18 protein-coding genes are annotated in these 19,839 nt (G+C 38.8%); 12 read left to right on the top strand and 6 right to left on the bottom strand.

Going from position 1 to position 19,839, the window contains the following annotated elements; genetic code table 11:
• Positions 1 to 270: 270 nt before the first annotated feature.
• From QNI22_RS29335 to QNI22_RS29315, 5 genes are all read left to right on the top strand, one after another.
• Positions 271 to 1,758: a hypothetical protein gene (locus QNI22_RS29335; protein ID WP_314516491.1), complete on the top strand. Its 1,488-nt coding sequence runs from the start codon at positions 271 to 273 to the stop codon at positions 1,756 to 1,758.
• A 135-nt stretch (positions 1,759 to 1,893) separates the two neighbouring features.
• The gene (locus QNI22_RS29330) at positions 1,894 to 3,318 is read left to right on the top strand and encodes a hypothetical protein (RefSeq protein WP_314516490.1); all 1,425 of its coding nucleotides are present in this window, start codon (positions 1,894 to 1,896) and stop codon (positions 3,316 to 3,318) included.
• A 184-nt stretch (positions 3,319 to 3,502) separates the two neighbouring features.
• Positions 3,503 to 4,396 (top strand): sugar phosphate isomerase/epimerase family protein, encoded by an 894-nt coding sequence (locus QNI22_RS29325; RefSeq protein ID WP_314516489.1) that lies wholly within the window; start codon positions 3,503 to 3,505, stop codon positions 4,394 to 4,396.
• A gap of 155 nt (positions 4,397 to 4,551) precedes the next feature.
• Positions 4,552 to 5,250: a DUF4328 domain-containing protein gene (locus QNI22_RS29320; RefSeq protein WP_314516488.1), complete on the top strand. Its 699-nt coding sequence runs from the start codon at positions 4,552 to 4,554 to the stop codon at positions 5,248 to 5,250.
• A 46-nt stretch (positions 5,251 to 5,296) separates the two neighbouring features.
• Complete coding sequence (locus QNI22_RS29315) at positions 5,297 to 5,980, top strand: DUF4328 domain-containing protein (protein ID WP_314516486.1); 684 nt, start codon at positions 5,297 to 5,299, stop codon at positions 5,978 to 5,980.
• 3 nt (positions 5,981 to 5,983) lie between these two features.
• Here the strand turns inward: QNI22_RS29315 and QNI22_RS29310 are convergent, their stop codons facing one another.
• From QNI22_RS29310 to QNI22_RS29300, 3 genes are all read right to left on the bottom strand, one after another.
• Complete coding sequence (locus tag QNI22_RS29310) at positions 5,984 to 6,499, bottom strand: GNAT family N-acetyltransferase (protein WP_314516485.1); 516 nt, start codon at positions 6,497 to 6,499, stop codon at positions 5,984 to 5,986.
• A 158-nt stretch (positions 6,500 to 6,657) separates the two neighbouring features.
• Positions 6,658 to 7,845, bottom strand: a complete 1,188-nt coding sequence (locus QNI22_RS29305; protein ID WP_314516483.1) for a M20 metallopeptidase family protein — start codon at positions 7,843 to 7,845, stop codon at positions 6,658 to 6,660.
• A gap of 56 nt (positions 7,846 to 7,901) precedes the next feature.
• Positions 7,902 to 8,426 (bottom strand): hypothetical protein, encoded by a 525-nt coding sequence (locus QNI22_RS29300; RefSeq protein WP_314516481.1) that lies wholly within the window; start codon positions 8,424 to 8,426, stop codon positions 7,902 to 7,904.
• A gap of 145 nt (positions 8,427 to 8,571) precedes the next feature.
• Between QNI22_RS29300 and QNI22_RS29295 the strand changes: the two genes are divergently transcribed.
• The 3 genes from QNI22_RS29295 (at position 8,572) to QNI22_RS29285 (ending at position 11,518) form a co-directional block, all read left to right on the top strand.
• Positions 8,572 to 9,387: an MOSC domain-containing protein gene (locus QNI22_RS29295; RefSeq protein WP_314516479.1), complete on the top strand. Its 816-nt coding sequence runs from the start codon at positions 8,572 to 8,574 to the stop codon at positions 9,385 to 9,387.
• A gap of 176 nt (positions 9,388 to 9,563) precedes the next feature.
• A complete protein-coding gene (locus QNI22_RS29290) occupies positions 9,564 to 10,775 on the top strand; it encodes a nucleoside permease (protein WP_314516477.1) in 1,212 nt (403 codons plus the stop codon).
• 215 nt (positions 10,776 to 10,990) lie between these two features.
• Positions 10,991 to 11,518, top strand: coding sequence for a YceI family protein (locus tag QNI22_RS29285; protein ID WP_314516475.1), 528 nt, complete (start codon positions 10,991 to 10,993; stop codon positions 11,516 to 11,518).
• Positions 11,519 to 11,617: 99 nt separating this feature from the next.
• Here the strand turns inward: QNI22_RS29285 and can are convergent, their stop codons facing one another.
• Positions 11,618 to 12,283 carry a carbonate dehydratase gene (gene can, locus QNI22_RS29280; protein ID WP_314516473.1) on the bottom strand — a complete coding sequence of 222 codons (666 nt, stop codon included), beginning with the start codon at positions 12,281 to 12,283 and terminating at the stop codon, positions 11,618 to 11,620.
• Between the two features lie 200 nt (positions 12,284 to 12,483).
• Here can and QNI22_RS29275 point away from each other — a divergent pair, with 200 nt between their 5' ends.
• The 3 genes from QNI22_RS29275 (at position 12,484) to QNI22_RS29265 (ending at position 15,131) form a co-directional block, all read left to right on the top strand.
• Positions 12,484 to 13,662: a baeRF3 domain-containing protein gene (locus QNI22_RS29275; RefSeq protein WP_314516472.1), complete on the top strand. Its 1,179-nt coding sequence runs from the start codon at positions 12,484 to 12,486 to the stop codon at positions 13,660 to 13,662.
• A 90-nt stretch (positions 13,663 to 13,752) separates the two neighbouring features.
• Positions 13,753 to 13,995, top strand: a complete 243-nt coding sequence (locus QNI22_RS29270) for a hypothetical protein (protein ID WP_314004008.1) — start codon at positions 13,753 to 13,755, stop codon at positions 13,993 to 13,995.
• 503 nt (positions 13,996 to 14,498) lie between these two features.
• Entirely contained in the window at positions 14,499 to 15,131 is a 633-nt protein-coding gene (locus QNI22_RS29265; protein WP_419836249.1) for a nitroreductase family protein, read from the top strand.
• Positions 15,132 to 15,251: 120 nt separating this feature from the next.
• Here QNI22_RS29265 and dnaE read toward each other — a convergent pair whose 3' ends face one another.
• Positions 15,252 to 18,833 carry a DNA polymerase III subunit alpha gene (gene dnaE, locus QNI22_RS29260; RefSeq protein ID WP_314516468.1) on the bottom strand — a complete coding sequence of 1,194 codons (3,582 nt, stop codon included), beginning with the start codon at positions 18,831 to 18,833 and terminating at the stop codon, positions 15,252 to 15,254.
• A 179-nt stretch (positions 18,834 to 19,012) separates the two neighbouring features.
• Here dnaE and QNI22_RS29255 point away from each other — a divergent pair, with 179 nt between their 5' ends.
• The gene (locus QNI22_RS29255; protein ID WP_314516467.1) at positions 19,013 to 19,408 is read left to right on the top strand and encodes a hypothetical protein; all 396 of its coding nucleotides are present in this window, start codon (positions 19,013 to 19,015) and stop codon (positions 19,406 to 19,408) included.
• A gap of 152 nt (positions 19,409 to 19,560) precedes the next feature.
• Here the strand turns inward: QNI22_RS29255 and QNI22_RS29250 are convergent, their stop codons facing one another.
• On the bottom strand, positions 19,561 to 19,839 hold the full coding sequence (locus QNI22_RS29250) for a HigA family addiction module antitoxin (RefSeq protein WP_313987176.1): 279 nt from the start codon (positions 19,837 to 19,839) through the stop codon (positions 19,561 to 19,563).

Below are 19,839 nucleotides of genomic sequence, written 5' to 3'. Positions count from 1 at the left end.
AATATAATTACCACTACTATTTCTCCCTTATATCTGACTTGTTCAGGATAAGGGAGATTTTGTTTTATGGCTGATAAGATTTTTGGGGAGCATATAACCAGATAAATAACTAATTATCAATAGAATAAATAGGTTAATTATTAGGTCATACAAAGAGATTTTTTCTGTGTGTTTATTTTTTATGTATTCTTACTACTAACTGACATTGTTTTTGTAGAATCTTTGTAAACTATATAACACCACAAACACTCTGCTCTGGTATTTTTAAAAATGATACGTAAACAAGTTCTTCAAGCTACCTTACTGTTTTTCTCTGTATTTTCCCTTTATGCACAGGATTCTTTATTGATCAACTTACACAGAAAAAAGCTGGATTTAGGTTCCAGTACATTCCTGAACAAAACCTTTTACATTGCCAGAGTTGTAGATGCTCGTTCCGATAAAGAAACTGTCGGGACTGTGCAACGTGGAGTGCTTAATAGAAATGCGCCTGCCTCTTTTGTTGGGAGTCTTGAATCACAGTTACAGGATTTCTTTAATCGTGGACTCTCTGCTAAACAGGGATATACGCCTGTTATTGTGAAAGTAAATCAATTGGTTATTGCGGAGAAAAGGACAGCTACAATGGAAACAGCTACAGCATTTGCTGAATTAGATTTTATTGTTTCCCGAAACGATTCTTTGTTCCTGCTATTTCAAATTTCTTCTTCTGTCAAACGGGATGGTATGGATGTTACAGGTTTCCATGATGACAATATCGCAGACGCATTGAGTAAGTGTATGATAAAGTTTGCAAAGAGTCCATGGAAAGAATCTCTTTATATAGGTTCAGTCCTAACATCAGAACAACTGCTAACCAATACTCCTCTAAAGCCTGAGTTGCCCGATCTGCCTGTTTTTATGGGTGCTGCTCCAAAAAGAGGGATTTATCTGTCTTTAAGAGATTTTTTGGAAAATAGTCCTGATAATTCGGCGCAATTTATGTTGGATATTAAACCGCGAAAGGGCAAGAGCTGGGAAGGTATAGATCGGGTTATTCCTTATCTGATTCAATCCGATGGAAGTCAGAACAAGCTTAAAAATGTATGGGGATTTTCGGATGGCAGCCAAGCGTATATTTACTATAATGAAGACTATTTTCCACTGGTACAAAAAGGTAATACATTTGTATTTGATGGGTTTGTGCCACTTCCGAACAATGTGTATATAGTTACCCCTCCGGCTTCCGGTGTGGCTGAAGCTGTTATTACAGGTGTTGTTGCAGGAGCTGTAGTAGCATCAACTGCAGCAATTCTGGCGGGTTCTCTTTCCAAAAGCTCAAGACAAACGTATCAGCTTGACATAAAGACAGGAGACATAAAAGCCTGGGATGTAGCAAGCCATCAAGCCAAGACAAGTACCCAATCTTCTGCAAATACTGTTACCAAACTGCTCCTTTATTACAAGAAAGGAAAAGGGAGTACAACATCTGTAACCATTCAGTTGAATAGTGCCACAGATACTGTTTCGGTGAAACTGTCTGCTGATCAGTATCAGGAAGTCATCTGGGGAGATCTGTCCTCTGAAGTGACTGTGTGTGTAAATGGACGGGCTAATCCTTGTTATACATTTTCTCCCGATGCAACAAAGACAAATTATCTGGAATACCTGCCTTCTGCAACTCAGGATGATGATATCATTATCCGGCCTGTGAAAGAATCAGAAGCAGAATTTTCTCTGAAAAAGATAAAAGTGACTCAAGAACGTAATCAGAAATAAAACTATCTGTCAGTCAAAAAGCTATGGCTGGTGACCTGGGTAAATAATAGTGTATAAAGTACTAACTAACTTCCGTCGATTAACAAAATGTTTAGAATACGAATTTTACCAATCGTTTTTTTTCTGTTTACAACTATGCCTTTGTGGGCACAGGATGTAGTTAAGGTTGATTTAAGAAGAGAAAAACTGGAGATGGGCGATGACCCATTCCTGGAAACACCTTTTTACATTGTGCGTGTAGTAGATACCCGTTCTGACAAAACAAATATAGGTATTGTACAGCGTGGTGTTACAAAGACTAAAATACCAGTAGTGTTACAGAACGGAGCGGCAGAGCAGGTGCAAGAATTTTTTAATAGTAATTTACCCGCTAAACAGGGATATTTACCTGTAATAATCAGATTAAATCAGTTATCTGTTACAGAAAAAGACGGAGTTGATTTGCAGAAGGCTACTGCCGCTGTCGTAATTGATTTTGTAGTCAAACAGAAAGATTCATTGTATTTGGTTCTGCAAACATCGGCACTGATCAGAAAAAGTGGAGCAAATGTGAGTACAGTTCATGCCACAACCCTTGCTGCTGCATTGAGTGAGTGTATAATAAAGTTTGCCAAAAGCTCCTGGAAAGAAATGCTTCCCCTGGCACAATCTATTACAGAAGAACAGTTGGTTGCACCTGTTGTATTTGAGAAGAGTCTGCTGGATCTGCCTATATTGCAGGTGACTGCTCCTGAGCAAGGACTTTATTATTCTTTTGAAGACTTTTGTAACAATAAACCCGATAATACACAACCCATAGGAATGGAGCGTGAACCCAGAAGAGGGGTGGATTGGGAAGGAGCAGACAAAGTAACTCCTTATCTTATAAAAGAAAATGGCAAACATAAGATTCTGAGGCGAATATGGGGATTTTCAGATGGAAATCAGATCTATATTTACTATGATAAAGATTATTTTCCTCTCCGGCAGCAGGGAAGCGCATTTTTCTTTGATGGATATGAACCAGAACGACCTGTTTATGTACCTACAGGAGGTGGTATATCAGGTGTTCTCGTAGGAACTGGAACCAGTATACTAATACAAGCTTCTGTACCACGTAAAAAAGAAACCTATCAACTTGATATCATGACTGGAAAGGTTGGCTACTGGAAAGCTAATAAATATCAGTCACGAACGGTTTCACATGCCACCTCTGGTGCTGTTGCCAAAGTATTGATTTACTACAAAAAAGGAAAGGACTCTGATGAGAAACCTGTTACTATTCAGTTACGCAACGCTTCAGATGTAGTTCCTTTAACCTTATCTGTTGATTCATATGAAGAAATCAACTGGGAGGACTTATTGTCGGAGCTAAATGTATGTGTAGAGGGACAACAGAATCCATGTTATTCTTTTCTTCCTGATGTAACCAAAATCAATTACCTGGAGTATGTTCCTTCTGCTATAGATACTTCAGAGAGTTTAATCCGGCCTGTAAAGGAACAGGAAGCAGTATTTTATCTGAAGAAGATCAAAACGGCTCAGGAAAAAGCTCAAAAGCGTCAAACTGCGGATAAATAGTAAAATCAGGTTGTACTGGTAGTGAAGGTTTATAGTAAAATGTACAAGTTTTAGTCGAAAAAATACCATGTTGTAGGTTTTTTGCATCAAGATCCTTATCATTGTGTTAGATAGACGCATTCGAGGATTTGTCTTCTTGTACACGTCTACGTTCACCCTTTTCCACCACCTTTGTTTTGTTTATATGTCACACCGCAGAGATTTCCTGAAGCAGTCAGCCTCATTGGTTATGGGAGGCCTGGCCTTTTCCTATTCTGATCAACTTTTTGCTAAGCCAATGCATTCTGTTGGCATTCAGCTATATACTCTGATGTCTGTAATTGACAAAGATGTAGAAGGTACATTAAAACAGGTAGTTGCTTTGGGATATAAAGACCTCGAATCTGCTTTTAGTATGAAAGGTGGATTTTATGGGATGAGTGCCAAAGAGTTTGCGGCTCTTGCCAAGAAGCTGGGATTGTTTTGGCGATCACACCATGTAATGGGAGCACCTCTAAAGCCTAATCCTAATTTTGATGTTACCAAACTTCCCAAGTTCGATACCTTAAAAAATGACACACAAAAAATAGTAGATTCAGTAGCAGAAGGAGGAATTTCCTATCTGGTATGTGCAAATATTCCAATTGATACAGGGGATGAGGTAAAAGAAGCGGTAGATATTTTGAGTAAAGCAGGGGAGGCTGCCAAAAAAGCAGGGTTGACGTTTGTCTATCACAATCACGATAAAGAATTTGCACAGGTAGATGGCAAGCGCCCCTATGATGTTTTCCTCTCACAGATAAGCCCTGACCTGATGAAAATGGAACTGGATCTGGCCTGGGTGACCAAAGCAGGAGTAGATCCGGTTGAATTGTTTAAAAAATATCCGGGCCGTTTCCCATTATGGCATGTTAAGGATTTTGATAAAGAATTTAAAACTTTACTTCCTGTAGGACAAGGTGTAGTAGATTTTAAGAAGATATTTGCCGCTGCACAGACTGCTGGTATGAAATATTTCTTCGTGGAGCATGATATGGCACCTCAGCCCTTTGAAAGCATCAAAGCCAGTATGGATAATCTGAAAAAGGTGCTGGCATGAAAGCAGTAGGTAGATAAAATACTATTGCTACCAGACTACTAATACATGAGTAAATAATAAATTGTCGGAATCAACTAAAAACCTACATTTCATAGAAGTGTAGGTTTTTTATTTTGGTTACAGATTTATAATACGTTTCTTGGTATAAAAAAAGTATGATAGCAATTCTTGACAATAGTGAACGGGCAAAACGTGTAGTTATTTTCTTCTGGATCTATCTGGGAGCAAAAATACTTAGGATTGTCTCTAACCTGATACAGTATTGGACGTTAGACCTTATTCAAACAGGAGAATATACCGAGAACTTCTGGGTTGAATGGAATGACTTGCAATATGGGTTGATTGTGATCCTGGCTGGTGGAATTAATGTAGGAGTAATTATTACTTTTATTCAATGGTTTAGACGAGCATATAATAATCTTCAACGAGCTGGATATCGTATTAATTATTCAGAAGGATGGGCTGCAGGAGCTTGGTTTATTCCTTTTTTGAACATTGTAAGGCCATATAAGATTATGAAAGAGGTCTGGATTAAGACACAGATGACATATGCATCCAGAATAGAATCACATGGTATCTTACGTGGTTGGTGGATTTTGTTCTTACTGAGAGGCTGGTATGATAATGCTACTACTCGTTTGAGTATGAAAAGTGAGACTACTGCAGATTTTATACGTGATACACAATTAGATCTATTTGGAAGTATTTTTGCTATTCCTGCTATTATAGTAACTGTAATGGTAATCAAACAGGTTTCAGCATTTGAAGAGCAGTTTAAGCAGCAATTAAAAATAGAGACAGTAGGAAAAGAGCAACCCGTGTTGGAAGATAATCAGGAAGAAGAGTTTTATTAATTGAGTTGCTACCTTATAGCTCATAGTCTATTACTTACAAAAAAGTATGATACCAATTCTTGATAATAGTGATAGAGCACGCCATGCGGTTCTTTTCTTTTGGGTGTATTCAGTAGTAATACTAGCTTTTATAGGTACGAAGTGTGTACTGCTATGGGAGGTAAATGAATTGCAAACTAGAGGTAATGTAAGCGATACTTTAACCAATGTATATAATTGGATATCTCCTCTGGTTAGCCTAAGCACGTTTGCCATCTTTATTGCTGTTATTATTGTTTTTATTCAGTGGTTTAGAAGAGCTTACCATAACCTCCAAAGAGGAGGTAATTATATTGAGAACTCTGAAGGTGCTGCGGCCTGGTATTGGTTTATTCCCATTCTTAACTTTTCTAGACCTTACAAGATTATGAAAGAGATTTGGTATGAGACACAAGGAACCTATACCTCTGATTTGAAAAGTCATGGCATATTGCGTGTCTGGTGGATTCTATTCTTACTAAGTAACTTCCGGTTTGAAATTAATGTAAGTGGTAAATCGGAAAGTCTGATGCGTAATACTATAATAGATATTAGCAGAGGTATTATTACCATCCCGGCAATTCTAATAGCTATCTATGTGGTGAAACAGGTTGCTTCGTTTGAGGAACAGTATATGCAGCAGCAAAAGATTGAATCATTAGGCACAATTGTTCCTGTAACAGAAGATAATCAGGAAGAAGAATTCTATTGATAGTTACAGACTTTTCTTCATCAGTAAGTCTGTTTGAGGATCGTCACCTAACAGAAAAACATGTGAGCCAAATACTTCAAAGCCCCATTTCTGATAAAAGGAAATAGCTTTAGTATTATGCTCCCATACACCTAACCAGATTGTTTGGAATCCCTGTTGACGGGATACTTGAAGACAATGTTCCATCAGATGTTTGCCAACTCCTGTACCTATCTGATTGTAGTCTACATAGATGCGTTGTAGTTCTATAGGCAGAGGGTCTGTTAATTCTTCCGGATTGTTGTTTTGACGGAGTTTTGCATACCCTACTGGTGAATCATTGAGATAGGCTACATAATACAACGAGTTCACATCTTGAATATCTTCTGTGAATGCTTCTGTGGTAAAGGCTTCAGAAACATAAGCTTCCATGTTCTCAGGAGTATTTTGTGAAGCAAAGGCGCTTTCAAAAGTTTGTTTTCCCAGAGTTGCAAGCATAGCTGAATCTGCTGGAGTTGCCTGACGAATAGTAACGGACATATGAGGGTTTGGTTTGATATCAGACAATATACTGATTTTTATATCATCTGTAAAGTAGACGTGCTACTCTCTCTACTGATTTGAAAAGAAAAAGCTACCCCAGTTTGTATCGAATAATACTAACCAGAGTAGCTTTCTATATTTTTAGAAGAGATAGTCTACACTATTTGAAGTTCGTTCAGTGCTAACCATGTCATTAATCCGGCTCCAAGCGGAAGAGCTGCTTCATCAACATCAAAGGTAGGAGTATGTACAGATGAGATAATACCACGAGCCTCATTGCGTGTTCCCAGGCGATAGAAACAAGCATCTGTGTGTTGAGTATAGAAAGCAAAGTCTTCTCCTGCCATCCAGATATCAAGATCCAGTACATTTTCAGCACCCAGATAATCGATTGCATAGTTTTTGGCGCGGCGAGTCAGTTCCGGATGGTTTTTCAGAAACGGATAGCCTTTCCGGATTTCAAACTCACAACTTCCGCCCATCGCTTCTGCAATCCCTTCTGCCATTTTCACCATAGTCTTATGAGCTTTCTCTCTCCATACTTCATCCATAGTTCGGAAAGTACCTTCTATATACACTTCATTGGGAATAACATTGGTTGCACCATTGGCAATCACTTTTCCAAAGGAAAGCACACATGGGATTTTCGGTGGTGCATTGCGACTTACAATCTGTTGCAGAGATACAATAAGGTGTGCAGCTATCAGAACAGGGTCAATGTTATACTCAGGCATAGCTCCATGACCACCCTTGCCTTTTACCTTTATATAAATCTCGTCGGTACTGGCCATATACAAACCTTCCCGAAATCCAACCTTGCCAACAGGAATATTAGGGGCTACATGCTGTCCAAACATACCATTGGGAGCCGGATTTTGCAAAACGCCATCCCGTATCATCAAAGAAGCTCCGCCTGGAATTTTTTCTTCACCTGGTTGAAAAACCAGTTTCACAGAACCTTCAAACTGATCTCGTAAGGCATGCAGTATTTTGGCTGTACCCAATAGGGAAGATGTATGTACATCATGTCCGCAGGCATGCATAACACCCTCATTCAACGATTTATAGGGAACATCATTGGCTTCTGTAATTGGCAGAGCATCCATGTCTGCCCGTAGAGCTACGGTTTTGGATTCCGGATTCTTTCCTTCTATTAAAACAACCACCCCTGTATCGGCTATGCCTTCCTGTGGAGTCAATCCTATCTGACGAATATAGTCGGCAACAAAGCGGGCGGTTTTCTTTTCGTGAAAAGATAATTCCGGGTGCATATGCAGATGTCTCCGGTTGGAGATAATTTCTTCTGAATATTGATTGGCTAGAGATTTGATCTGGTCAAGCATTGTGTATGTTAGGAGTATTTGAGTACTACGATTTGTTTGTGTTGATTAGTGTATAGTTATTTATCTTGTTTTTGAGGAGGGTTTTCCATACCTGACAGTTTCCAGGTCTCCTCATAAACAGATGCATACGTTATTTCGAGTTTTGCGGTTTGATTACCGAAAAGATTTCTCATCTTTTCTGCATCCTTTTGAGAGCCTTCGATACTGATAAGCTCTATAGTCTGGCCAGCGGGTATCACTCTTCCGGACCGCACGTTAGATGTCAGAGAGTAAATGGTGTCTTTAGGAAAAATGGCAGTTTGGTAAAAATCGGTATGATCTCCTATATAGGCTTTGCCTTTGTAGTGAACACGAATATCTTTGATAAAGGCGGGTCCTACACCATTATTAACCAGAATTAGTTTGTAGGTGCTCTCTCTGGGACTAGAGTTCCACATCTCCAGATAGGGTAATACAGAGGCATATTGCTGTTTCTGAATCAGTCGGGCTTCATAAATATAGATAACGAAAGTGCCTACGCTGATAAGGAAGGCGGTAATTCCAAAGATCCGGTCACTATTGAATGACTTTGCTATTCCCATGAGATTGAATGTTGGTGCAAATTTCTATATTTCCGCAATATTAACAAGCAATAAAGTGAACGTAAAATAGTACCTTGCTCTGAATTATCGGAAAATTATATCCTCATATCATAAAGCAAGGATTCATACATTTCTCTATATTCTAATGGACACGTTGCATTTGTCTGCCATTTATATCTATCCTATCAAGTCATTGGGTGGTTTTTCTGTTACCGAATCCTCTGTTGAGGAGCGAGGACTGAAATATGATCGTCGCTGGATGCTTGTCGATGAAAACAACAAGTTTCTGACACAGCGAAGTAATGCCAGACTTGCTTTGTTGCAGGTGTCTATGTCTAATGACAGCTTACTGGTGACACATAAGCAAACCAATGAACAAATTGCTATCCCTTTACAACCTCATACTTCCGAACATCTTCAGGTACAGGTATGGGATGACACCTGTGAGGCTGTAGTAGTTGATTCGGTTGTAGACACATTTTTTAGTGACTATATGGGTAGCCGTTGTCGGTTGGTCTATATGCCCGATTCTTCCATTCGTCCTGTAGATCCGCGTTATGCTGTTACAGATAACTATACCAGCTTTTCAGATGCATATCCGTTTCTGATGATTGGACAATCGTCACTGGATGATCTGAATGACAAACTGGAAGAGAAACTACCCATGAATCGGTTCCGACCTAACCTGGTAGTTAGTGGAGCGACTCCCTATGCGGAAGAAAGCTGGCGGGAGATACAGGTAGGAGATGCTCATTTTTATGGAGTAAAGCCCTGTGCCCGTTGTGTTGTGACCACTACCGATCAGGAAACTGCCAGAATTGGCAAAGAACCGTTACGCACTTTAGCGACATACCGGAAAGTAGGAAATAAGATTTTATTTGGGCAGAACCTGATTTTTGGACGCAAGGGATCTGACATACGTGTTGGTGATTTGGTGTCTGTCTCTTCTGTTAATGGCTGATATTCTGATGATAAGGCTCAGGGAAATAGGTGTGTATCCTATTCGCAGATCGCAGAGCTATCCTTATACAATGAAATTTTAACACGGTTTTAAAAAGCAGGTGTTTCTGATTTTTGTAGATTGGGCTCCTGTTTCATTTCTTTTCTGTCTTTCACTTTTAACCTTTTATTGAATCAATGAATGCTAAAGTGCGCATACAACTCTCGGTAATGATGTTTCTCCAGTTCTTTGTCTGGGGTTCCTGGTATGGACAAATGAGCAAATATTTATTTACACAACTCAATGCAACTGGCGATCAGGTAGGGAGTGCATATGCTGCATTTTCTGTAGCAATGATTTTTGCACCGTTTTTTGTAGGTATGATTGCTGACCGTTATTTCGCAGCTCAAAAAGTTTTAGGAACCTTAAATTTACTAGGCGCCGGCCTTCTGTTTTATCTTACTCAGATTACAAATGCAGATTTGTTTTTCTGGGTTATGTTAGCTTATTGTTTATCTTTTGCTCCGACAATTGCTTTGACAACATCCATTTCAATGCGTCAGATGGCAAATCCGGAAAAAGATTTTCCATCCATTCGTGTACTTGGAACTCTGGCCTGGATAATTGTAACCAATATAATTGGCTTTATGGGGGTTGGAGATAAAGTTACCATATTTCAGATCTCCATGATTTCATCACTTGTTTTAGGGTTGTTTTCATTTGCTCTGCCAAATACTCCTCCTACATCTACGGGACCAACTAGCTTTACACAGATTATAGGTGCAGATGCTTTCGTTCTCTTCCGGAATCGTTCATTTGTCATTTTCTTCATTGCTTCTATTCTTATTTGTATTCCATTATCATTCTATTATGCAATGGCTAATCCTGCTTTAACAGATGCCGGAATGTCCAATGTGGAAAATAAAATGTCTCTTGGACAGGCTTCTGAAGTTATTTTTATGTTACTACTTCCACTTGCATTTAGTCGTTTAGGAGTAAAATGGATATTAGTAACCGGATTGTTGGCATGGATTGCCCGATTTGTATTCTTCGCTTATGGTGATGCAGGTTCTGGAGAATGGATGTTTTATCTGGCAATTGTTTTACATGGTGTTTGTTATGACTTCTTCTTTGTGACTGGGCAGATTTATACAGAAACAAAAGCGGGTGAAAAGATAAAGTCTCAAGCACAAGGGTTGATTTCTCTGGCTACTTATGGTGTGGGTATGTTTATCGGGTCTAAACTGGCTGGTAAGGTTACAGATATGTATACAGTGAATAATGTGAAAGACTGGACGCATATTTGGTTAATTCCTGCCGGTATTGCTGTTGTTGTATTAATCATGTTCCTGGTTGCCTTCCGTGAAGATAAGCCCTCAACAAAAGAAAAAGCAACGGTCTTATCGTAATAAAGAGAAGTAAGATTTGTTATAACTTATTGAATTTCATATGTTATCTGCCAGATCGGATTGTCGGTCTGGCAGATTTTTTTATCTGTTATACCCTCATTTTTTAATAGAAAATTAATTTCAAAAATATTTGTATATACATTAAATGTTTATACATTTGTGTCATCAAGTAGTTATCACTTATTCATTTTATAAACTTTATAATACTTAAAACTATGGCAACATGGGCAATTGATCCACTGCATTCAGAAATTCAGTTTCGGGTTAAACACTTAGTAATTTCAAACGTAACAGGAAGCTTTCAGAAATTTGAAGGTAAGGTGGAAGCTGACAAAGAAGATTTCTCAGATGCTTCTATAGCATTTTCAGCTGATATCGACAGCATCTTTACAGGTAATGAGCAACGTGACGGACACTTAAAGTCTGGCGATTTCTTTGATGCTGCTCAACATCCGAAATTATCGTTCCAATCTACTTCCTTTAAAAAAGTGAGTGGAGATGAGTTTACATTGGAAGGTGATCTTTCTATAAAAGGAGTTACCAAGCCTGTAAAACTGGAAGTAGAATTTGGTGGAACAACAAAAGACCTGTATGGCAACACTAAAGCTGGCTTCGAAATAAAAGGTAAAATCAGCCGTAAAGCGTTTGGTTTAACATGGGATGCTGTAACTGAAGCTGGAGGAGCTGTAGTATCTGATGAAATTCGTTTGATACTGAACGTGCAGGTTGCAAAACAAGCTTAATCGACCTTTTAGCAATCAATTCATACAAATAGAAACCTCATTCGACGAGAGCTATTCTCTTGTTGAATGAGGTTTTGTTTTATAAGGCTGTTTTGACCGTTATTCGTCGGTTTTATCAGTAGTAAGTTGTTTGAATCGGAAAATAGGATGGAGGCTCTCCTGATCATTTACCTTAACATTCAAATCTTTAATCTTTCCGGTACGCATGTCAAATACCCAGCCATGGATATTAAGTTCTCTGCGTTCCCATGCTTTTTGTACAATAGATGTCTCTGCCAGATTATAAACCTGGGTAATTACGTTCAGTTCTACCAAACGATCGGCACGTTCCTGATCATCGTTCAGGCTATCAAGTAAAACTGCATGTTTGAAGTAAACTTCTTTAATATTCTGTAGCCATTTATTTACCAAACCATAGTTTTCCTGTTTCATGGCTGCCAGTACACCTCCACAACCATAGTGTCCGCAAACAATGATATGTTGTACATGAAGTACTTCTACTGCATACTGCACAACACTCATGGCATTTAAATCTGTATGTACAATTACATTGGCAATATTTCGGTGAACAAAAATTTCGCCTGGCTCAGATTGGGTAATTACTTCTGCTCCTACACGACTATCTGCACAACCAATCCAAAGTACATGAGGACTCTGACCACTGGATAGTTTATCAAAATAGTCTGGGTCCTGAGAAAGTCTTGATTCTACCCAAGACTCGTTGTTTTGCAACATTCTCTCATAAAGTTCATTCGATACAGGCATCCTAATTAGTTTAGTTAAAAATAAAAGAAGTACGAAAAACAGGTTATAACAACAGTAGGTTTGAGAACAAAGAAACTAAAATTTTTGTGTGTACCCAACTTCATTTTTATAGGCATACTTTTTTAACCCGTAGAGTAACTTACATACCTGTGAATTACACAGGAAAATAAATAAAGTGATCATTTTGTGTATTTAATCTTATGGAGGCTATCGATAAACAAACTATTCTGAAGTTAGCGAATCAGAATGCCAAACCTTGCATTTCTGTTTATATTCCTACTCACCGTAAGGGTGATGAGGTAAATGAAGGGTATGATCGGATTCTGTTCAAAAATCAAGTCCAGAAAGTAAGAACTCAGTTACAAAGTTCGAATATGCGCAGTAATGAGGTAGATGAGTTGTTAAACCCTTTGGAAGGATTATTAAATGATAAAGAATTCTGGAAGAATCAAACAGAGGGATTGGCTGTATTTCGGAGCCCTGAGTTGTTTGAATACTTTCAAAGTCCGATTCCATTTAATGAGTTGTGCGAGATAAATAGTCAGTTCAGATTACGTCCTTTGTTTTCGTTTACCCAATCGTCATCGGAATATTATATTCTTAATATTACCCAAAAAGGAGCTTCGCTTTTTCAGGCAGATCAGTATTTCATTCATCCTGTTGATACACAGGATTTGTTTCCTGCCAGTATGGACGAAATACTGGAGCCTTATGAGCTGGAATCTGAAGGTCAAGGACAGCCACAAAGCAAGTCTGGCCGAATGCAAGGAGAAGCAAGTGTACATCGGGGAGCAAAAGAAGAAAACAAATACAAAGATCATTTACTTGCCGATTACTTCCGGGAAATTGATAAAGGTGTGAAACAATTGCTGGCCCAATCGAAAAAACCTTTGGTGCTGGCATGTGTGGAATACTACCATCCTATCTATCATGAAGTAAATACCTATCCGTTTCTTAAGGATAAGGGCATTACAGGAAGTATGGGTACTATAAATCAGAATGAAATACATCAGAAGGCAAACGAACTGCTCGGAGACTATTTTACTGAACGTCAGGATAAACGTATTACTCAATACCAGAATAGTAGCGGGAGCGGATTAATTTCACACGATTTGCGCCAGATTCTGGAATCTGCTGTGACTGGTCGGGTTGATACTTTGTTTGTAAAGAATGATGCCGAGGTCTGGGGATTGTTTGATGAAAACAATCTGACTGCTACTATTCATGATGAACGTAAAGACAATGATGAATCTTTAATCGATAAGGCGATCATGCTAACATTGCGTAATGGAGGCGAGATCTATATCATGAATGATGTAAATGTGCTTCCACATACATCAGAAAGTAATATTGGCATTGCTGCCCTACATCGGTTTTAGTACATCTGATTTTCCGTATTCAGGTAACAAGTAATACAAATAACCTGAATACGGATTGTTACCTATTTTTCATTTTAACTATGTACGATTATGAGTCAGAATCGAGTAAAAGGGCCCAACAGGAATGATTCTCCACTTAAAAAAGGTTCACCATCTGGAGAGGGTAGAAGTAAAGCAGGAAGCAAACCGGTATTAGATCTGGACAATCCGGAACAACATGAGGAGATGCGGGAAAAGTATACCGATGGCCCGGATGAACCAGGTGCAAACGTACGGGTGCTGCATCCCAACCGAAATACAGATAAGCCATCTATAGACGATAATACATACTAATAGATATATCGTTTTTATAATAGTATTTTGCTTATAGAGAACCAAAGTAATAGCAACCTGGGTTTTGGTTGTACATTGGAAATATCAAAATTCTGGTAATAGCTGATTATTATCAGAATTTTGATAAGCCAGAGGGTTAATCAGAATGCTGATATTTCCTGAAATTGATTGAAATACAGTTGATTTTTTATTTTTGGAGAGCATTCTGCTCTGTCAGAATTAACCAAAACTTTTATTGGAATTCTGATTAGATAGCTTAACCATAAACCCAATGCTGATTTCACTATCTTAGTGAAATCAGCATTGGGTTTATATTTACTACTTCGCTCTGATATAACCGCAAGCTGCCTTTACCCACGATACACTCTACTAAAGAGAACTCTTTACAAATAATAGCGCTTTTCTAATATTATTTAGGAATATACTATAAAATGTATAGTATATCGAACATTTTCGATATGATCCGAGTTGTATGGTCAGAAACTATCTCTTCCATACGAATTATGAGTCTGATTGACGCACTAAACTGGCGCTATGCCACTAAACAAATGACTGGGGAAATCGTACCTCAGGAAAAAGTAGACATTATTCTGGAGGCTGCCCGTCTAGCTCCTACCTCTTCTGGTTTACAACCTTTCGAAATACTGGTTATCACGAATCCAGAATTGAAAAAACAGATACAACCTATTGCCAATGGTCAGCCACAAATCGTAAGTGGTTCTCATCTATTGGTATTTGCTGCATGGGACAATTATACCGAAGATCGTATCAACGAATTTTTTGATCGTACCAATGCTGAGCGTGGAACTGTAAATGAGAGATTTGAGGCGTATCGTAATATGTTGTTACGTATATATCCTGCTCGTCCGGCTGAAGAGAATTTTCAGCATGCTGCTAGACAAGCATATATTGGATTAGGTCTTGCTATAGCGGCCGCGGCATTAGAAAAAGTAGATGCCACTCCTATGGAAGGATTTGATGCCAAAGCTCTGGATGAATTTTTGAAGCTAAAGGAAAAAGGATTACGCAGTGTAGCTCTTCTTCCACTGGGATATCGGGATGCAGAAAAAGATTTTCTGGTGAGTCAGAAAAAAATCAGAAAGAGCAAAGAGAACTTTATTACAGAACTGAAGTAATAATTTTCTTTGAAGAAAAAAGAGGCGTCTAAAAGTTTTGTGAAGCACTGCTTTTAGACGCTTTTTATTTTAAGTCTGTTTTAAGCTAATTTTATAGGATAGAGACAGATATGAGCTGCTTTACCATACTAGCTTATACACAACTCCATCCATCTCTTCAATTTCTTTTATTAACTCATTGCTTGGATTGATGCGATATAGTCGGGATTTTCCTTCTACCTGCATCTTCTCACGGGAGTCAGAAAGAGAAATACGCAGTTCACAGTCGCCCGGATAGTTTTTGGCCAGATCTGCCAGTTTGTTAATTACAGTTGTATTGATGGTAGTCAGATCCAAACTAAGTTGAACGCCCTTACATAACTTTTGGCGCATTTCACTTAACAATTGCATTTGTTGTGGCTTAAACTCAAATTGATCTGTTGAGTTAAAGAAACGAGGCTCATATTTACCCTTAATAAATATGAAGCCACCTTCCTGCAGGTAGTTCGCAAATTTTACGTGATTCTCGCCAAATAGTGCAATTTCCAATGAAGCGTTATAGTCTTCCAGCGTGAATATTGTGAAAGGATTACCACTTTTGGAAATACGGGTTCCGGTTTTGGTGATGATACCGGCAATGTTGATTTCCCGGTTTTTAAAGTTCTCAACCTGATCAATAGGAGTGATGGCAAACTGTGACATCTCAATCCGGTACTGATCCAGCGGGTGTCCTGAGATATAGAAGCCTACTACCTCTTTTTCGTGTTTTAACCGCTCAATTTCAGTCCACTGCTCACAAGGCATTACACGGGGAGGGGGTAATTCTCCGCCGCCATTTGCTCCCCCAAACAAGCTTTGCTGAATTTTTCCTTTTTCAGACTGTGCCTGGTTACCGTATTTGATTGCTTTTTCAATCAGTGTACCTCCATTATCAGCAAAGTACTGTGCTCTGTGTAGGCCAAAACTGTCAAATGCGCCACCATAGGCAAGACTTTCAAATGTTTTTTTATTGACTGTTCGTAAGTTTACCCGTTTGGTCAGATCAAAGATGTCTTTGTAGGGGCCATTGGTTTCCCGTTCATTTATCAGATCACCTACAGCCGCTTCTCCGGCCCCTTTGATAGCGCCCAATCCGAAACGTATCTGGCCTGCTTTATTTACGTCAAATACAATACTACTTTCATTTACATCTGGTCCAAGTACGGGAATTCCCGCCCGTTTACATTCTTCCATGAAGAACGTTATCTTTTCAATATTACCTAGACAGGAAGTCATTACAGCCGCCATATATTCTGCTGCATAGTGAGTTTTCAGATAGGCGGTTTGATAAGCAACAAATGCATAACAGGTAGAGTGGGACTTATTAAAAGCATAGGATGCAAAGGCTTCCCAGTCAGTCCATATCTTTTCCAGCTTTTTCTCTGAAAGTCCTTTTGCTTTGGCATTGTTAATAAACTGAGGTTTCAGTTTGTCCAGCGTTTTCCTGTCTTTCTTACCCATTGCTTTCCGAAGAACGTCGGCATCTCCTTTGGTAAAGCCAGCCAGTTTCTGGGAAAGCAACATTACCTGTTCCTGATATACTGTAATTCCATAGGTATCTTTCAGAAACTCCTCCATTTCAGGCAAGTCATAAGTCACCTCTTCACGACCATGCTTCCTGTTTACATAGTTTGGAATATAGGCAATCGGACCCGGACGATACAAGGCGTTCATTGCAATCAGATCATCAAACCGGTCAGGTTTCAGATCTTTCATGTATTTTTTCATACCATCCGATTCGAACTGGAATACAGCGTTGGTTTCACCTCGCTGGAACAGTTCATAGGTAGGTGCATCATCCAATGGGATATTATCTATCTCAATCTCCACTCCGTGATTCCGTTTGATCAGATTCAGGCAATCACGAATAATTGTCAGGTTTCGCAATCCCAGAAAATCCATTTTGATTACACCTGCATCTTCAATTACTTTTCCATCAAACTGAGTGACCAACAGATCTGAATCTTTTGCTGTTGATACTGGTAAAATGTTTGTTAAATCGTCTGGCGCGATAATAATACCTGCTGCATGTATACCTGTATTTCGTACCGTTCCTTCTAGTTTCTCAGCTTCTCTCAGTACTGTTGCCGCCAGATCTTTTCCATTATATAGCTGCCTCACCTTTTTTACATTTTCCAGTTCATCCGGAGTGACAATATCCGCCAGATCTTCCAACGGCATATGTATAAGCTTTTGAAAATTAATTCCGTAGGTTGGTTTATCTGGAATTAATTTGGTAAGAATATTGGTGTCCATTAATGGATACTCCATTACTCGGGCAACGTCTTTAATGGCTGATTTAGTTGCCATTGTACCATACGTAATAATCTGGGCTACCTGATTGCGTCCATATTTTTCAACTACATAATCAATAACTTTCTGCCTGCCTGCATCATCAAAGTCCGTATCAATATCAGGCATTGACTTTCTGTCAGGATTCAGAAACCGTTCAAACAGCAATTGATATTTCACGGGGTCCAGATTCGTAATCCCAATACAGTAGGCTACAGCTGAACCTGCGGCTGAACCCCGGCCAGGTCCAATCATTACACCTAGTTCCCTACCAGCCTTGATGAAATCGGATACAATCAGAAAGTATCCGGCAAACCCCATTGTTCTGATTGTATGTAGTTCAAAATCAAGTCGTTCTACTACTTCTTGTGGCAACGGAAGATTTTCGTCTGGTTTTACAACTGCATCCAATGGTAATCCATTGTAACGGCGTTTTGCCCCTTCATAGGTTAGATGGTGCAAATAATCATCCCCATCTGTAAACCCTGGAGGAATAGGGAAGTTAGGAAGAAGAATATCCTTCTTGAGTTTAAGTGTATCTACTTTGTCTACAATCTCATTTGTATTGTCAATTGCCTGTGGCAGATCTTTGAACAAATCGCTCATCTCTGCCGTATTTTTAAAGTAAAACTCATTGTTTGGAAAGCCAAACCGATAGTCTTTCCCTCCAAAACCATCTCCTTTCCAAACAGGTTTACTTTGTAATTCTCCTGTGTTTACACAAAGCAAAATGTCGTGTGCATTGGCATCATCCTGATTCACATAATGAGAGTCATTGGACGCAATTACTTTTACATTGTATTTCGCTGCAAAGCGAAGCAATACTGCATTTACCTTTTCCTGGTCATCTAGTTTATGGCGTTGCAGTTCTACATAATAATCTTCGCCAAACAAATCCAGCCACCATTTGAATTTTTGCTCTGCAATTTCTTCGCTTTGATGCAGAATAGCCTGTGGCACTTCTGCACCGATACAACAGGTAGTTGCAATTAATCCTGTATGGTATTTCAACAATATCTCTTTATCAATACGAGGCCATTTGCTATAAAGGCCCTCCATATAACCCAGTGAACATAACTTGGCAAGGTTCTTATAGCCTTCCTGGTTTTTAGCTAACAGCAATTGATGGTTCCGAACGTCTTTATCTTCTTTGGAGAATTCCTTTTTATGTCGGTTCTCGACCAGATAGAACTCGCATCCTACAATGGGCTTAATATCATTTTTTGAGGCTTCTGCTACAAACTTGAATGCCCCAAACATATTTCCATGATCTGTAAGCGCAACAGCGGGCATTCCATCTGCCTTAGCTTTTTTCATCAGTTTAGATATATCTGCTGCACCATCAAGCAGCGAAAACTGAGTATGGCAATGTAAGTGACTGAATATAGGCATAGTAATTTAAAGACAAATAAAAATCCAGGCAATCGAACTATCCGATACAACGGAAAGATACTCAAAAATAGTATCTTTTTTCTTAACAAAACATCTTGATTATGAAGTTGCATTTTCGTATAATTGAGTAGTTAAATTATATTTAATGTTGGTTAAGTGATATAAAAGGAGGTGGGATCATGAGTAGCGATTACAATATTCAGATAGGGGCCGTTGGAGGCTTTTTTAGAACTCTATGGGCTATCATTTGCCGCAGAAAGGTATCGATGCCTTTTGTAAGGCGTGCACTTTCGTCGCGGGGGTATGCTATTCGGGAACCTTATGTTTTGTATAAAGATTGTCGCGTAGCTAAAATCCAGGTAGATAAGAAGGAGAGAATCTGGTTGTTTACACATTCCAGACACAAGCCCTATGTAAACCGCTATAGAGTATGGGATATGGTAGTAGTTCTTTACAGAGTTCGGCAAAGTTATCTGAACTTTTTATATGCTGCCAGCAGGCCTGGAGTCTCTATTCCGCGAATAGAAATTAATCTACAGACTAATCGCCAGAGAGGAACTGTTTCCGGAAGATAAAATCCTTTTACCAGAAAAGAGACCTTTAACTATTTAACTTCAGAGTGAAATAGTTATAAAAATAAAATTCCTCAAAATTGAGAATTTTGAGGAAAAAATATATTTAATAAACACTAGATATGGTATATATTTCTGAATATACTACTTTATGTTTAAAGAGTAGATTCATTAACGCCATTTACCATCTCAATACGTTCAAGTTCTAATTCATAGTCGGCTTGTAGGCGAACCCATTCTTTAGCCCGATAACCGAACTCTTTCTCAAGAAGCAGGGCTATTTTGGGTGTAATACGGCGTTTGCCATTTAAAATGTCTCCAAATTGAGAGTTGGAAACATGGATTTTTTCTGCTACAAACTTTGCTTTGATGTTAGCAGATTGTAATTGCTTTTTCAGCAAGATACCTGGATGCATTGGGTGTTCTTTTTCCAT

It is taken from the genome of Xanthocytophaga agilis (genome assembly GCF_030068605.1).
GTDB classification, from domain to species: domain Bacteria; phylum Bacteroidota; class Bacteroidia; order Cytophagales; family 172606-1; genus Xanthocytophaga; species Xanthocytophaga agilis.
The sequence above is the reverse complement of the archived record's forward strand: the minus strand, read 5'-3'. Positions and strand labels throughout refer to the sequence as shown.

Excerpts from the sequence above, each read along its gene's own strand:
- QNI22_RS29335 (WP_314516491.1), top strand. The coding sequence starts at position 271 with ATGATACGTAAACAAGTTCTTCAAGCTACCTTACTGTTTTTCTCTGTA.
- QNI22_RS29330 (WP_314516490.1), top strand. The coding sequence starts at position 1,894 with ATGCCTTTGTGGGCACAGGATGTAGTTAAGGTTGATTTAAGAAGAGAA.
- QNI22_RS29325 (WP_314516489.1), top strand. The coding sequence starts at position 3,503 with ATGTCACACCGCAGAGATTTCCTGAAGCAGTCAGCCTCATTGGTTATG.
- QNI22_RS29320 (WP_314516488.1), top strand. The coding sequence starts at position 4,552 with ATGATAGCAATTCTTGACAATAGTGAACGGGCAAAACGTGTAGTTATT.
- QNI22_RS29315 (WP_314516486.1), top strand. The coding sequence starts at position 5,297 with ATGATACCAATTCTTGATAATAGTGATAGAGCACGCCATGCGGTTCTT.
- QNI22_RS29310 (WP_314516485.1), bottom strand. The coding sequence starts at position 6,499 with ATGTCCGTTACTATTCGTCAGGCAACTCCAGCAGATTCAGCTATGCTT.
- QNI22_RS29305 (WP_314516483.1), bottom strand. The coding sequence starts at position 7,845 with ATGCTTGACCAGATCAAATCTCTAGCCAATCAATATTCAGAAGAAATT.
- QNI22_RS29300 (WP_314516481.1), bottom strand. The coding sequence starts at position 8,426 with ATGGGAATAGCAAAGTCATTCAATAGTGACCGGATCTTTGGAATTACC.
- QNI22_RS29295 (WP_314516479.1), top strand. The coding sequence starts at position 8,572 with ATGGACACGTTGCATTTGTCTGCCATTTATATCTATCCTATCAAGTCA.
- QNI22_RS29290 (WP_314516477.1), top strand. The coding sequence starts at position 9,564 with ATGAATGCTAAAGTGCGCATACAACTCTCGGTAATGATGTTTCTCCAG.
- QNI22_RS29285 (WP_314516475.1), top strand. The coding sequence starts at position 10,991 with ATGGCAACATGGGCAATTGATCCACTGCATTCAGAAATTCAGTTTCGG.
- can (WP_314516473.1), bottom strand. The coding sequence starts at position 12,283 with ATGCCTGTATCGAATGAACTTTATGAGAGAATGTTGCAAAACAACGAG.
- QNI22_RS29275 (WP_314516472.1), top strand. The coding sequence starts at position 12,484 with ATGGAGGCTATCGATAAACAAACTATTCTGAAGTTAGCGAATCAGAAT.
- QNI22_RS29270 (WP_314004008.1), top strand. The coding sequence starts at position 13,753 with ATGAGTCAGAATCGAGTAAAAGGGCCCAACAGGAATGATTCTCCACTT.
- QNI22_RS29265 (WP_419836249.1), top strand. The coding sequence starts at position 14,499 with ATGAGTCTGATTGACGCACTAAACTGGCGCTATGCCACTAAACAAATG.
- dnaE (WP_314516468.1), bottom strand. The coding sequence starts at position 18,833 with ATGCCTATATTCAGTCACTTACATTGCCATACTCAGTTTTCGCTGCTT.
- QNI22_RS29255 (WP_314516467.1), top strand. The coding sequence starts at position 19,013 with ATGAGTAGCGATTACAATATTCAGATAGGGGCCGTTGGAGGCTTTTTT.
- QNI22_RS29250 (WP_313987176.1), bottom strand. The coding sequence starts at position 19,839 with ATGGAAAAAGAACACCCAATGCATCCAGGTATCTTGCTGAAAAAGCAA.